At 65.4% G+C, this 12,418-nt stretch carries 12 protein-coding genes; 6 read left to right on the plus strand and 6 right to left on the minus strand.

The window, feature by feature from the left end; genetic code table 11:
- Complete coding sequence (locus VFC51_00460) at positions 1-573, minus strand: VOC family protein (GenBank protein HZT05477.1); 573 nt, start codon at positions 571-573, stop codon at positions 1-3.
- A 316-nt stretch (positions 574-889) separates the two neighbouring features.
- Between VFC51_00460 and VFC51_00465 the strand changes: the two genes are divergently transcribed.
- A complete protein-coding gene (locus VFC51_00465; protein HZT05478.1) occupies positions 890-1,849 on the plus strand; it encodes a heme-binding protein in 960 nt (319 codons plus the stop codon).
- A 77-nt stretch (positions 1,850-1,926) separates the two neighbouring features.
- On the opposite strand, the gene VFC51_00470 is transcribed toward VFC51_00465, so the two are convergent.
- The 5 genes from VFC51_00470 to VFC51_00490 all read right to left on the minus strand — a co-directional run bounded on the left by VFC51_00470 (position 1,927) and on the right by VFC51_00490 (position 7,151).
- Entirely contained in the window at positions 1,927-3,120 is a 1,194-nt protein-coding gene (locus VFC51_00470) for a Rieske 2Fe-2S domain-containing protein (protein HZT05479.1), read from the minus strand.
- Between the two features lie 9 nt (positions 3,121-3,129).
- On the minus strand, positions 3,130-4,680 hold the full coding sequence (locus tag VFC51_00475; protein HZT05480.1) for an ABC transporter substrate-binding protein: 1,551 nt from the start codon (positions 4,678-4,680) through the stop codon (positions 3,130-3,132).
- A 534-nt stretch (positions 4,681-5,214) separates the two neighbouring features.
- Complete coding sequence (locus tag VFC51_00480; GenBank protein ID HZT05481.1) at positions 5,215-5,571, minus strand: hypothetical protein; 357 nt, start codon at positions 5,569-5,571, stop codon at positions 5,215-5,217.
- Positions 5,572-5,645: 74 nt separating this feature from the next.
- Positions 5,646-6,032: a hypothetical protein gene (locus VFC51_00485; protein HZT05482.1), complete on the minus strand. Its 387-nt coding sequence runs from the start codon at positions 6,030-6,032 to the stop codon at positions 5,646-5,648.
- A 111-nt stretch (positions 6,033-6,143) separates the two neighbouring features.
- Complete coding sequence (locus tag VFC51_00490) at positions 6,144-7,151, minus strand: hypothetical protein (GenBank protein ID HZT05483.1); 1,008 nt, start codon at positions 7,149-7,151, stop codon at positions 6,144-6,146.
- A 572-nt stretch (positions 7,152-7,723) separates the two neighbouring features.
- On the opposite strand from VFC51_00490, the gene VFC51_00495 reads away from it, so the two are divergent.
- The 5 genes from VFC51_00495 to VFC51_00515 all read left to right on the plus strand — a co-directional run bounded on the left by VFC51_00495 (position 7,724) and on the right by VFC51_00515 (position 12,270).
- Positions 7,724-9,433 carry an ABC transporter substrate-binding protein gene (locus VFC51_00495; protein HZT05484.1) on the plus strand — a complete coding sequence of 570 codons (1,710 nt, stop codon included), beginning with the start codon at positions 7,724-7,726 and terminating at the stop codon, positions 9,431-9,433.
- A gap of 100 nt (positions 9,434-9,533) precedes the next feature.
- On the plus strand, positions 9,534-10,058 hold the full coding sequence (locus tag VFC51_00500; GenBank protein HZT05485.1) for a cupin domain-containing protein: 525 nt from the start codon (positions 9,534-9,536) through the stop codon (positions 10,056-10,058).
- A gap of 72 nt (positions 10,059-10,130) precedes the next feature.
- Positions 10,131-10,325 (plus strand): hypothetical protein, encoded by a 195-nt coding sequence (locus VFC51_00505; GenBank protein ID HZT05486.1) that lies wholly within the window; start codon positions 10,131-10,133, stop codon positions 10,323-10,325.
- A gap of 157 nt (positions 10,326-10,482) precedes the next feature.
- Entirely contained in the window at positions 10,483-11,193 is a 711-nt protein-coding gene (locus VFC51_00510) for a hypothetical protein (GenBank protein HZT05487.1), read from the plus strand.
- A 309-nt stretch (positions 11,194-11,502) separates the two neighbouring features.
- Positions 11,503-12,270 carry an SRPBCC family protein gene (locus tag VFC51_00515; GenBank protein HZT05488.1) on the plus strand — a complete coding sequence of 256 codons (768 nt, stop codon included), beginning with the start codon at positions 11,503-11,505 and terminating at the stop codon, positions 12,268-12,270.
- Positions 12,271-12,418 lie beyond the last annotated feature (148 nt).

A 12,418-nucleotide genomic window follows, 5' to 3' on the forward strand; every position in this document is an offset into this window, starting at 1 on the left:
TTATCGGCCCTCGCTGGGTGGGGACCCGCCGTCGGGCACGGCCGCACGCCACGCTCGCCACGGGTAGTACTGCGTGCTCGGATCGAACGAGCCTACCTGAATGTCCTTGCGGAACGGATACGCCTCGCACCGCAGCTCCAGCTGGTTTCCATCCGGGTCTCGGAAGTAGACCGAAACGGGCACCAGCGTTCCCTCGCCAGCGCCGGCCGGCGTCGCCGCGATGATGGGGACCCGGGCCTTTTCCAGTCGCGCGATGATCTCATCGAGCCTGGCCGCGGTTGCCACGCGGAAAGCGCGGTGGGGAAACACCTGGTCGGTGGCAGGGAAACCCCATGGCTGCCAGTAGGCGTTCAGGTTCGCCTCGCCCTCGAAGAGCTGGATGTCCAGGTGCGCGCCACGCACGCGGCCCGCGTTGTGCCCTGCCCAGGTGGCCTCGACGACGACTTCCCCGCCGAGCACCTCGCAATAGAACTTGCGCGCGACTTCGAGGTCACGAACCGGGACATTGAAATGGTCCAGACGCAAAAGACGGAGATCACGCTCCGCGGCGGTCCGAGGCTGGGTATCAGGCATGGCGACCTCCAGCGCTCCTGTTTGGCGCAGTATACGCCCGCCAAACAGGCGAGGCGGAACCGCGATGGCTGATACCGCCGTCGCGCAACGCCTGCGCGCGGCGTCATCCCTCGTCGACGACGAAGTCCGAAAATGCGCGGATGAGCGGACCTTGGCTCTCCCCGATCCACGGTTTCACCGTGTGCGAGGAGATCCGCGCCAGGCTTGGCCACGGCCCGTGGAACCGCCGGCTACCATGCGTGATACCATGCCTTCCGCGCTGGCAATGGCTGTTCAGCGCAACCGCGTTCGCCAGCTCCGCGTAGTGGAGGGACGTATGAAGGCGCTGCAGCCGGGTCCCGATCTGACCCTTACCGAGGCCCGCGCCATCATGGACCGGGCGATCGAGCGGACTCGACGATTCAAGCTAGCCGGAACGATCGTCATTATGGACCTGGGAGCCAATCTCGTTTGTCTATCCCGGATGAGCACTTCCCCGGCCAGCGCCTGGATCGCGCGCGGAAAGGCATACCTCACGGCCGCCCGTCGGGTGAATCTCACCGAAACCAGCATTCGATGGCACGAGCGGCCGTTCAATAATCCAAACTGGGCGCGCATGGTGCAGGAGCCTGTCTTCCCGGGCGAAGGGGGGATGCTCATCCGCCGGGATGGCCGTGCGATTGGTGCCATTGCCACGGGTGAGGGCATTGGCCCGTACGATGAGATCCCCGGCGTCGATCCGGGCGAGTTCGAGCATGATGGCGTGCGGGGGAACGCCGAAGACGTAGTCATCGCTTATGCGCTCGGTATTCCCTACACGGACCAGCACACCAGAACCACCGATCGTCCCGCGAGGGAAGGACCGCTTCGGGGACGGCCCGGAAATGAGTGCCGCGACGACCTCCCCCACTCGCTTGACGTCGCCCGACGCTACGCGGATCGCGCGCTGGGGCTCGCCCAGCAACAGGGATTTGCGCTCGGTGTCGCCGTGGTGGACGAGACGGGCCTCGTGATGCAGATGGACCGGATGGACGGCGCGCCGCCCGGCTCCCCGGACCTCGCGGAAGCGCGAGCGGCCACGGCGCTCGTCTTTCAGCGCCCTTCCCTGGAGGTCACCAGGACCACCCCGCCCCATCGCCTCGCGCGCGTGAACGAGATCGTCCATTTCCAGATTTTGGACGGCGGCGGCGGAGCGCCCATCGTCCGCGAAGGGCGGATTGTGGGCGCAGTGGGGGTGTTTGGCGCGATCAGCGATGTAGACGCCGATGCGCTCGCGCGGGCGGCGGCGGCAGGCTAACTCGATCCGTGGCCCGGGGCGTCGTCCTGGGCGGCTGGCCAGCGCTCTCCTGGTCGTCCTCGCTCAGCAGGTCCGATCTAGCGTGCCCCCAGAACCCCCAGGCCGGTCGTTGTAGGAACATCGCCTCTCGATGCGTCCGTGAAGTGCCGCTCGCTGGTCAGATGGATCGACTGCGTCCACTGCTTCAGCGGGCGTCCCTCGGCCAGAGCCCGGAGCTCCCGCGCCCACAGTCGTCGCCAGAAGATCATCGAGTTGTCGGACTGTCCCAGGTGCTCGTGCGCGAAATCGGGAATTGAGCCCTGGCCGACCATCGACGCGTAGTCCTGCACGTTCACGATGTTCGTGATCTCGCTGAGGCTCGGGTCGTGCACGTCCTTCTCCCCGCGGAGGACCGCCTCGCCGACCTCCGTCGGTGACACCATGCCCTGACCGGACCGCTGATTGCCCCGACGGGTCTGGTACGCCTCGAGCTTGTCCAGCGGGATGGCTCGCACCACCGGATGGATGCAGTGCGTGTCGTCGATGGGGACTTTCCAGCCAACGTTCTGCGAGCCGTCGGGCGCAATGAACTGCGTCATAGCGGGCATGAGGCGATGGCCCGTGCTTTCAATGCCGCCCGGCGTGATCTCGTGGACCGCCATGCCGTACGGTGTCTCTTCTGCCCAGACCCGAGGCGGCTCGACCAGCCCGATCTGGCCGTGGGGACCTTCCCGATGGACGAAGGCCACGTGCACGGGGTCGTTCTCTTGCCGGTTCCAGAAGCTACACGGCCAGATGGGGAAACGGTTCACTTCGAGGTATTTCCCATCGTCGAGCTGCGGGAAGCGGTACATGGGCGGCGGGTCGCCGTCGCCCATGTAGAGGAAGATCAGCCCGATGTACTCCTCGGCGGGATAGCTCCGGATCTTGATTCGCTGGCAGAACGGCTCTGGCTCTGCGGGCTGCTCGACGCACTGGCCATCCGGACCGTACATCCAGCCGTGATAGAAGCAGCGGATGTTGTTCCCCTCGACCCAGCCAGTCGAGAGCTGGGTGCCTCGATGCGCGCACCGGAAGGCGACGCAGTGCGGCGTGCCGTCCTCCCCGCGGTACAGGGTGAGGTCCTCACTCATGATGCGAATGGGCTTGGCGCGACCAGTCGGCAGGTCGTCGGAGCGCATGATCGGGTGCCAGAACAAGCGCAGATACTGCCCGGCGAGCGTGTCCGGCCCCGTATGCACGAAGTCCGTCCAGTCAGCTTCTGTCCACGCGCGGCGTTGCTGTGTGGTCATGTCTCTCTCCTAACGCTCGTCGACATCCCATAGATACGCGTTCCGATAGTAGCTTCCCCAGTACCCATTTGCGCCCACGTGCGCGCCGAATCCGCCGTTGATGTCGTCGTACGCCTTCACTCCTTTGCGGGCCGCCATGTATGCCGCTTGGTAGAACGTCGGCAGAATGAGCATATTGCCGACGACGTAGTTGTTGATCGCCCCCATCGCCTTTTTACGGTCGGAGAGGGTGAGACTGGACTGGAACGCGGCGGCGAGGCGCTGCCCCTCCGCGTCCTCGAAACCATTGCGGTTGCCTGTCCAGCGATTCTGGGCAGTGCCCGCCGGTTGTCCGATCTCTGTCGTGATCTCGCCGCTATACAATTCGAATCCGGGAAATTGAGCCCGGGCAGCACGGTCGCGGGACTCCGCTGCGCTCCCGACGTGCTCATCGACGTCGAGGCCGACCGCGCGCCAATAAGCGGCGCAGGCGGCGATCTCCTGGTCAGTCCCAAGGCTGCCCCAAATGGCCGTGCGGAAGGGGCGGCCATCGGTGTCATTGCGCAGCTTGCCGTCAGAACCGAGCGTCCACCCGGCGTCGCGAAGAGCCGCCTGCGCTTTCTCGGGGTTGTAGGCGAATTCGCGGAGCGAATCTCTCGTGACCTCATACAGAGGGTCGGTGGCCGGCAAGATCGACCACGCGGCAAGCTGGGGATTGCCTCCGTTCACTGCGTCGGATAACGCCTCGATGTCCAAGGCGTAGCGCAGCGCCTTGCGCACGCTGGCGCTCCCCGTAACTGTTGGCTCCATCTGCAACGTGGGCCGCCACTGTGGCTCCAGGAAGCGGATCGCATTGGGAATCACGTGGACAGTCCCTTCGCCGCTCGCCTGCCACCGCTCCTTCAGCGGTACCCCCGTCGCCTGGCGCAACGCCAGCTCTGGCGTGAGGTCCACCGCGCCCGCGAGCAGGCTCGATTCGAGGGCGCTGTCGTCATTGAAGATGCGGACATAGACGACATCGATCTTTGGCCGCCCGAGGTAGTAGCCGTCATACGCTTGGAAGTCCATCCCCGACCCCGGGTCGAACGACGTGAGGCGAAACGCGCCCGTGTTCACGTAGCCGGAGGTCCAGTAGGGATCGCTGAGGATGTCGTCCAAATTCCCGCTTTCTCTATAGCGGGCGTACGCGTCTCCCAGGAGGTGCTGCGGAAGCGGCCAGAACATGAGCGGGCCGAGCGCTGTGCCCAAGAAGTAAGGCTGCTTGTAGTAGATCACGAACGTGAGATCGTCTGGAGCTTCCACGCCCGACACGTACTCCATAGCGTCGTTGAGGCTCGTTGGGAGTCCCGAAGGACCGCCAATGTCGTAAGAAAACACGAGGTCCTGCGCCGTGAAAGGGGCCCCATCCTGCCAGGTGACGCCTTTCCGTAGACCGAATTCGACTCGCATCCTGCCGTCGGGCAGAACGGCGATGGTCCCGTCGTCCAGAGACGGGACCTTCTCGGCGAGCCGGCCGACCTGCTTGTGCGCGTCTCTATCGGCGGTGATCAGACCATCCGTGTGGATCTCGGTTAAGGCCACCCAGCCGCCAACCGGTGATGACCCGCCCGCGATGCTCAACGCGGAGACCGTTCCAGTGACTCCGATCGTCAAGGTCTTCGTCTGACGCGGTGTCTGGGCTTCCGGTTGCGTAGCGCGATTGGATTGCTGGCTAGCAGGGGGAGAGCAAGCGCTGATCAGCGCTGCCGAAATGACGACAGCCGAGCCCAGCCAGTGGGTACGACTCGCGCGCATCATGTGCGGACCTCTTTGGTGTTGCCATTCAGACTGTATCGCGGTGCGGCGATAGGGCAACCCATTGTATGCGGGAAGCATTCCCTGCGCGGAGCCTTATCCTCACAGCCGGATCAGCCGCGATTCCCGGATCGCGCTCCAGGATCCGTCGGTCAGCCCGCCGGCTGGGCGTCAGACGGCCTGCCCTCGCGGCGCCCCGCGGTCGCCTTGACGGTCGGTGTCGTGAGCTGATGAGTGGATCACGAGCGGGAGTGTACGGCTATCTCAACCCGTAGATCGGCGTCCTTGCAGGATGCTGAAAAACCGCTCGCCCGGACTGTGCTACCGGTCGTGCCCGTGATGGTGGTGGTGAGGATGGGCGTTCGGGAAGATGCTGCTGATCGCCGGTGGAGCGACAGGCGGGAATGCCGCGGCGTACCCTGTGTCCGGTCCGCACGGCGCGATGGTCTCGGTCGCGACGCTGCCGTCTGGCGCCTGGACGTTCACGACCGGCCTGCCACGCTCGTCGGCGCCGAGGGTGAAGGTGACCGTGCCGACGGCGGTGTCAGTGGTCCACGTCTGCGGGATGCCAGGATACAGACACAGTGATGCCGCAGTGGCGACACCGGCAGAGACGGCTACGTTCCACATCAGGACAAAGGCAGCGAGCGCGATCACGGTCAAACGCAGGCCTCGCATGGTGAGAACCCCCTCACTGCAATTATCCCCCGTTCCGGCCGATCTTGAATCCTGTTGAACGGTCCTCGCCGCGGCTAATCCCGCCTGAACAATTCTGGCCCTCGGGATCGCAGCCACCCACCCCGTGCGAGACCAATGAGACCGATAACGAGTGGAGGGGTGAAGATGAACGGAATGCGATCGGCGAACCAGCGAGGCAAAAAGATGTCGGTCACCCGAACATCCGCGCCGGTCAGATCTCGCACAACCTCGGTCAACGGACACCGGAACCGGTTGAGGGCGAACACGGCGGACTCACCGAGAGCTACGGTGAGAGCAAGGCCGGTCCAATGAGAGGGTCGACCACGCAGGCCCGCGAAGAAGACATGGAGAATGGAGACGGCGATACTCAAGAAGATGGCCGAATGCACCGCCTTGACGGCGGTGATCAGCCATTCAGCACGAGTGTTCGGGCGATCCATCCGCTTCGGTCCTCTCCCCCCACATCTTGCCAATCGCAATGCCCGTCTGATGACAGGCCCCGCCAAATGAGATGCGGGAAGCGACCGGTCACCACCGCACGTCGTGGGCGCTCAGCTCAAGCAGGCGTACTGCCAGACCGGGGCGAACAGCGGCGCGCCCGACGCGGTCTTCGGCGTGAGCCGATCTTCCACAACGCTCCGATGCGTGAGGTTCGGGGTATCGTCGCTGACGGCCGGCGCGGCGTCGGTGGTGAGATGATGCGAGCCGTTGTACGGGGGCGCAACGGTATCCACGTCCACTAACGGCCCAAATGTGTCAAGCCCGAGCAGGCCCCACGCGCCCTCGAACGCCGGCCAAGAGGTGGAGGACGTGTGGACGTGTCGGAATCCGTAGATTCGATCCGCGGGGGTCGCGCCGCGGGCCGAGATCCAAGGGGCGAGATGCCGCAGGCCATTCGGTGGTCCGACCAAGTCCACGGGCGATTCGAACACGCAGAGTCTCGCGAGGTCGTGGTCTCGGGCGATCAGCGTCGCATGGGTGCCGCCCTCGGAATGCCCACCCAGCCGGATGGCCGACCACTCGGGCGCTCCGTCGTCGAGATACGCTCCCCAACCCTCATCGGGGTGCTGAGCAGCGAGCGACGCGAGGAGCTTGCCGAGCTGGTTCACCATCGAGTCGGCCGGGGCGACCTCCGCGAACGGGCTCGCATCCCCGTAGATCACTGCCCGCCGCACCGACTCGAAGCAGGATTCGTCCGGGTTCACCTGACAAAGCGGCGGGACATTGGCGGGTTTGGCGTAGGCAAGCCCGATGGCGTGAAAGCCCTGAGTCGCGGCCTCGTCGACGATCAGCGTTGCATCAGCGGGAGTGGCGAGGAAACCCTGGAGGAACACGAAGAGCTCGCCACGTGGGGCTGCGGCTGGGTCGAACGCGACGTAGTGCGGCGCGAGGGCCGCGCTGGAGGCGGGATCGATTTGCGTGGGTGCAACGAACTCAGTCCGAAGCGAGCCGGTTTGGGCGGCCACCGGGGCGCTCACCGTCAGTGGTCCTGTCCCCAGGATCGCGATGAGCGCGGCGCCCACGGATGCGGAAACGGCAAAGCCTTGGGATCCGATCATGGAGCCCCTCCGGTTCGAGAGTAGCGTGCCGGGCGCAAGGATACTCCAGGGTTTGCCCGACTGCCATTTCCTCTACCCCGGCGTTTGCGATGGAAATGAGCCGCGACGCGACACGGCGTCGTGGCATCGTCGACCTGGCTCGGGCTCGCTCCCGGTCCTTCAGCGTATTCGCCATTGCACCCCTCCCCTCACCAACAGTCCCTCCTTCCCCGTCACGCCCTTCCCGCCGAAGACGGACTGGGCAGGGACGTCCGGGACCGTGTTCCGGCTGAGAGAGCCCTTCGCCTTGCGTCGAGGATCGCGTACAGCACCCAGCGCGCGAACAGCGGGACCGAAGCGATCAACAGCGAAGGCGCTGTACAGCCGCCCCCAAACGCCAACGCCATCTGCCGGAGGGGGAACACGAGGAACAATCCCGCGTGCGCCGTGCTGGCGACGGTCATCGCCTGGCGCGCTGTGCTGTAGCTGGGGGTGAAACGCAATCGCGTATTTGATTCGGGGTCTTTCGGCTCATATAACAGCACCGCCACCGAACGCCGGGGCAGATTCGCTGAATGGCCGGACAAAAGCTCATGAGTCGACACGTATTGGCCGTCCTCGTCACTTTCTGTCTCGGCCTGGTCGCCTGTGGACCGACTGAAACGCCCCAGCCGGCGAGCAGAGACACGGCAGCAACCCTCCAGGGCCGAGCCCTGCGCATCATGTTGCGGAATGAGGTCGACAACCTGGCCGTGAAGGTCATCGGACCGAACGCTCCCGAGCGGACGCGGCGAATGTTCAACGCCGAGCTTGTCCAGTACGACGGGCAAGGAATCGTGCGGCCGTATCTCGCGGAATCGATTCCCGTGCTCAATACGCCGAGCTGGCAGGTCTTTCCCGACGGTCGCATGGAGACGACCTATCGGTTGCGGCCCGGCCTCACCTGGCACGACGGCGCACCGCTCACCGCCGAGGACTTCGTGTTCGCATGGCAACTCTACGCCTCGCCCGCGCTTGGGATGTTCACCCCAACGCCACAGACCCTGATCGACCAGGTGAGCGCGCCCGACGCGCTCACCGTTGCCATCGACTGGAACGCGACGTATCCCCAGGCTGGCTCCCTCGACAACGACCTTTTGCCTCCGCTTCCACACCACCTTCTCGACGGTCTGGCTGCTCGAATCGACGATCCGTCCGGTCGCGATGCGTTTGTCACCAGCACGTTCTGGACCACCGACTATGTAGGGGCGGGACCATATCGCCTCACCCGCTGGGAAGCGGGCTATGAAATGGAGGGCGCCGCCTTCGACGGCCATGCGCTCGGCAAGCCGAGGATCGAGCGAATCGTCGCTCGCATCATGAACGACGAAAACGCGGCGCTCACCGCGCTCTTGGCGGGGGACGAGGACTACGCGGAGGGCTTCGTCCTCCAGTTCGAGCACGCGCAGGTCCTGGAGCAGGATTGGGTCCCGAGTGGCCGGGGCGTCGCGCTGGTCTTTCCCGACGCCACAAGCAACCAGGCCGTGCAGTTCCGCCCCGAGTTCCAGAAGAGCGCGCCTCTGCTCGACCTTCGCGTCCGGCAAGCGATGGCCTATGCGATCGATCGCGAGGCGATCAACCAAGGCGTCTTCAGCGGGAAGGGCTCCATCTCGGAAACGTACGTTATGCCGCAACACCCGACCTTCTCGTTGGTTGATCGAGCGATCACGAAGTATCCCTTCGACCCGCGCCGCGCGGAGCAGCTCATGAACGAGGCCGGGCTCGTCAAGGACGCTGACGGCCTGTTCGCCAAGAACGGCGAGCGTTTCCGACCCGACTACTGGATCACGGCGGGCACGCAGTCTGAGCGCGCGGGGGCCATCATCTCGGACACGTGGCAGCGTGCAGGCATCGATAACGCGCTCTCCGTGTTGCCCCTCACGGCAGGGCGGGACAACGAGGTGCGCGCGACATTTCCCGGGCTGACGCAGATCGGCCTCAGCTCCCGCGACGACGCGGTGAGCGCGTTCATCAGCTCGCAGATCGGGACCGCGGCAAATCGTTGGCGCGGGAGCAACCGCGGCGGCTGGTCAAGTCCGGAGGCCGACCGACTCTATGAAGCGTTCAATTCGACTCTCGATCCGGACGAGCGGACACGATCCTGGGTCGAGCTGGCCAAGCTTGTGAGCGACCAGCTGCCGATTTTCGTGTTCTACCCGAACATCCGGGTCCGCGCGTTTACCTCGGCGCTCCGAGGCCCTGACATAGGTTCGCCGAACACGCTTCCCAAGTGGAACATGCAGGATTGGACCTGGGTCTCGTAGGGCGAATGCACGCCCGGCGCGGAAATGCGGTCGCTGTGCGCTCCAATGTCGGCACGGGCCGGGTCTATACTGGTAGGCGCACCATTCCGAGGAGGCTGACATGGCGGCGACGCAGGAGAGCCACACGATTCGGACCGGCGACAAGGAGTACGTGCAGGTATCCAACAGCGACTACAAGAGCAAGCTGCTCTTCGAAAACGAGGGCTGGCAGATCGGCGACGTCGAGAAGGCCGCCGACTTCACGAGCCCGACAGGCGTCAAACGCATTACCGTCACCAAATTCGAGGACTGCGAAGTCGCGATGAACTGCTACGCTCCGGGCGCCCACGACGAGATGCACTGCCACCCGGGTGGCGACCACGCCTTCCTGATCTGGCGCGGCAAGCTCCACATCACGGGCGTCGAGAACGGTGAGGATTTCATCGCCGAGCCGGGCCAGGTGGTCCACATCGCCGGCGGCTACTACTACAAGCTGCACAACCCCGGGCCGGAGCCGGCGATCTACGTCAACTTCCAGCCGACCAAGCCGAACCGGCCCAAGCGCCACACGGTTCTCTGGACCGAGTCCGCGCGAGGCAAGCGCGACGTAGCGGAGCGGGAGGCGCGGGGCGAAGCGCCGCGCTAGCACGGCGATCGACGCAACGCTCGCGCCGCGGCCAGGGGGATGGTTCACCGTCGTACGCCCGCGGCGAAGATGATGCGCTGGCTCGAGGATGGGGTGAACGCGGTCTTCAGGCTAACCCTGGGGTACGCGGTGGTCCTGGTCGGCGCTGCGATGGCGCGTGGGTCGGCCTATCTGCGTGCGCTGGGCTGGGCCGCTGGCGCCATCGGGATCTCCATTTTGATTGATGCCGTCCTCGTTGCCGAGACCGGCTTCTCTCCCGCCGCTTAGGCCCGGATCTTGGCGCGCAACCCGGCGCTGTGGATCTGGAGCGTGGTCGCTGCGTGAACGCACCGCGACCAGGTATGCGTCGTTGTGCCGAGGCAATAACGGCGTCCACTTCGGATTCCAGGAAACGTAGGGAATCGCTTGCACCATGGAGGTGGCGGTGTTCTGGGTACGACTCCTCGTGGCGACTGCCCTCTTGTGCGTTGCGATGCCTACGGTGAGCGGCGCACAGTCGTCGGCTCCAAATCAACCCTGGGACCGTTCAGCGCACGTCGATCAGCTTCCAGACGGTCCCCTGTACTGGGCCGCGCAGACCTTCGACTCGCGCGACGCAGCCGAGGAAGCAGCCGGGGAGACGGGCCTCGTCGGCGAGGCCGAGGGGCTGGTCTGGCTCTTTACCCTCGGGCGCGCTGGCGAAGCACCCTCGGGCGGCACACTTCTCGCCGAAATCGGCCCGCTCGAAGTGCCGTCGGCAGAGGCGTATCAGTTGCTCGTCAATTACCGAACGACGGCGCCAGGCGTCACGGTCGGCGCAACTCAGGGTGTTGGCGTGCACGCTCACCCGGGCTGGGAGTCCTGTTCCGTCATGGCCGGGGAGCAGACCGTATGGACGCCCGGGCGGCAGCAGCGGACCGAAGCGGGCGATAGTTGGATTGGCCAGCCGCCGGGAACACTCACTCGGTTGGGGTGTTCGCTGGCCCCCACGAAAGATAACTCGTTCAGTGGCAACAACCGTGGTCACTGGTGCGATCCCGAATTCGACCGCCTCGCGGGCCAGGTCCGCGCCACGCTCCGCGAGCAGGATCGAGGCCCGATCGTCGCCAGGCTTCAGGATCTCATGCTGGACGATCTGCGGATCGAGCTGCTGTAGTATCGGGTGTCGGCGGTGGTGGCCCGGCGGGACGTGGTGGACTTCGACGACCTCGCTGGCGGCGGCGATGCTGGCTGGGCGTATGGTACCTACAGTCGTAACGCCCACGAGTGGGACTTGGTCGAGTAAATCCACGCCTGGCCCGGCAGCGCAGACGGGGGGTGGGAGTGAACCACCTCCTGTCCTTTTGCATCGCAGCGACCTCCCGGTAGGCCACGACTGGTACGAAGCGACTGTCTATGTGAGGCGACTATGGCGGCCGAATCCGTCTCCTTCCCTCGCCCTCCATCCGTTTTCCGAAGCGCACTCGTGACCATGGGTCCCGCTCTGGTGGCAGACGCCGTGGCCGTGGCGTCAACTGTTGCTATGGCGCGGCGGCTCCTCACGTGTGACAGAGGCGGCCGTCGGCGACCGGGGCCCGAGGTGCTCGCCGCGCTGGCGCCGTGGCTCTATCTGATCCTGGCGCGGTCCTGGGTGTTGCACTGGGGAGCCTCGGGGGATGAGGTCGCCCGTGCGCTGCCGGGGGACGAATTGGTGCCCGAGCCGGCCTGGGTATCGACGCGCGCGATCAGAATCGGTGCACCGGTGGAGGCCGTGTGGCCGTGGCTGGCGCAAATGGGCCAGGATCGGGGCGGACTCTATAGCTACACTTGGCTGGAGAACCTGGCCGGGTTGGAGTTCCACAACGCTGATCGCATCCATCCCGAATGGCAGGCTGTGGCGATAGGAGACATCGTACGATTCGCCCCGGGGCAGGATACGCTTGTCGTGGCGGGAGTTGAGCCAGGACGCCTGCTCCTCTGGCAGATTCTGGACCCGCGCACCCGGCAACCAGCGTCTGCCACGTGGGCGTTCGTGCTGGAGCCGGAGGGTGCGACACGTACCCGACTAATCCAGCGGTTCCGGATCGGGGGCCGGCCGCGCTGGCTGGTGGGGCTGGCCTATATGCTGGTGATGGAGGTGCCGCACTTCGTGATGGAGCGGGCCATGCTGCGTGGCATCCGCGCCCGTGCTGAGCAGGGCTGGCGCGCCGGCGGACTGCGGGACATGGAGGCACACTCGCTGACCAGGCCTTGATGATTCTCGCAGCAGCCACCTGAACGAAGGCGCTGTCCCTATGGGGACATGCGCCTTGGTGTCGTCCGCCAGAGGACCGCAGGGATGGCGAATGCGACGAACCGCGGATGTCCAGATCGGCCAGCTCCCCATCGACGACCTGCCCACC

It is taken from the genome of Chloroflexota bacterium, assembly GCA_035652535.1.
In the GTDB taxonomy this organism is placed as follows: Bacteria; Chloroflexota; UBA6077; order UBA6077; family SHYK01; genus DASRDP01.

Excerpts from the sequence above, each read along its gene's own strand:
- VFC51_00505 (HZT05486.1), top strand. The coding sequence starts at position 10,131 with ATGCGCTGGCTCGAGGATGGGGTGAACGCGGTCTTCAGGCTAACCCTG.
- VFC51_00470 (HZT05479.1), bottom strand. The coding sequence starts at position 3,120 with ATGACCACACAGCAACGCCGCGCGTGGACAGAAGCTGACTGGACGGAC.
- VFC51_00460 (HZT05477.1), bottom strand. The coding sequence starts at position 573 with ATGCCTGATACCCAGCCTCGGACCGCCGCGGAGCGTGATCTCCGTCTT.
- VFC51_00500 (HZT05485.1), top strand. The coding sequence starts at position 9,534 with ATGGCGGCGACGCAGGAGAGCCACACGATTCGGACCGGCGACAAGGAG.
- VFC51_00495 (HZT05484.1), top strand. The coding sequence starts at position 7,724 with ATGAGTCGACACGTATTGGCCGTCCTCGTCACTTTCTGTCTCGGCCTG.
- VFC51_00485 (HZT05482.1), bottom strand. The coding sequence starts at position 6,032 with ATGGATCGCCCGAACACTCGTGCTGAATGGCTGATCACCGCCGTCAAG.
- VFC51_00490 (HZT05483.1), bottom strand. The coding sequence starts at position 7,151 with ATGATCGGATCCCAAGGCTTTGCCGTTTCCGCATCCGTGGGCGCCGCG.
- VFC51_00480 (HZT05481.1), bottom strand. The coding sequence starts at position 5,571 with ATGCGAGGCCTGCGTTTGACCGTGATCGCGCTCGCTGCCTTTGTCCTG.
- VFC51_00465 (HZT05478.1), top strand. The coding sequence starts at position 890 with ATGAAGGCGCTGCAGCCGGGTCCCGATCTGACCCTTACCGAGGCCCGC.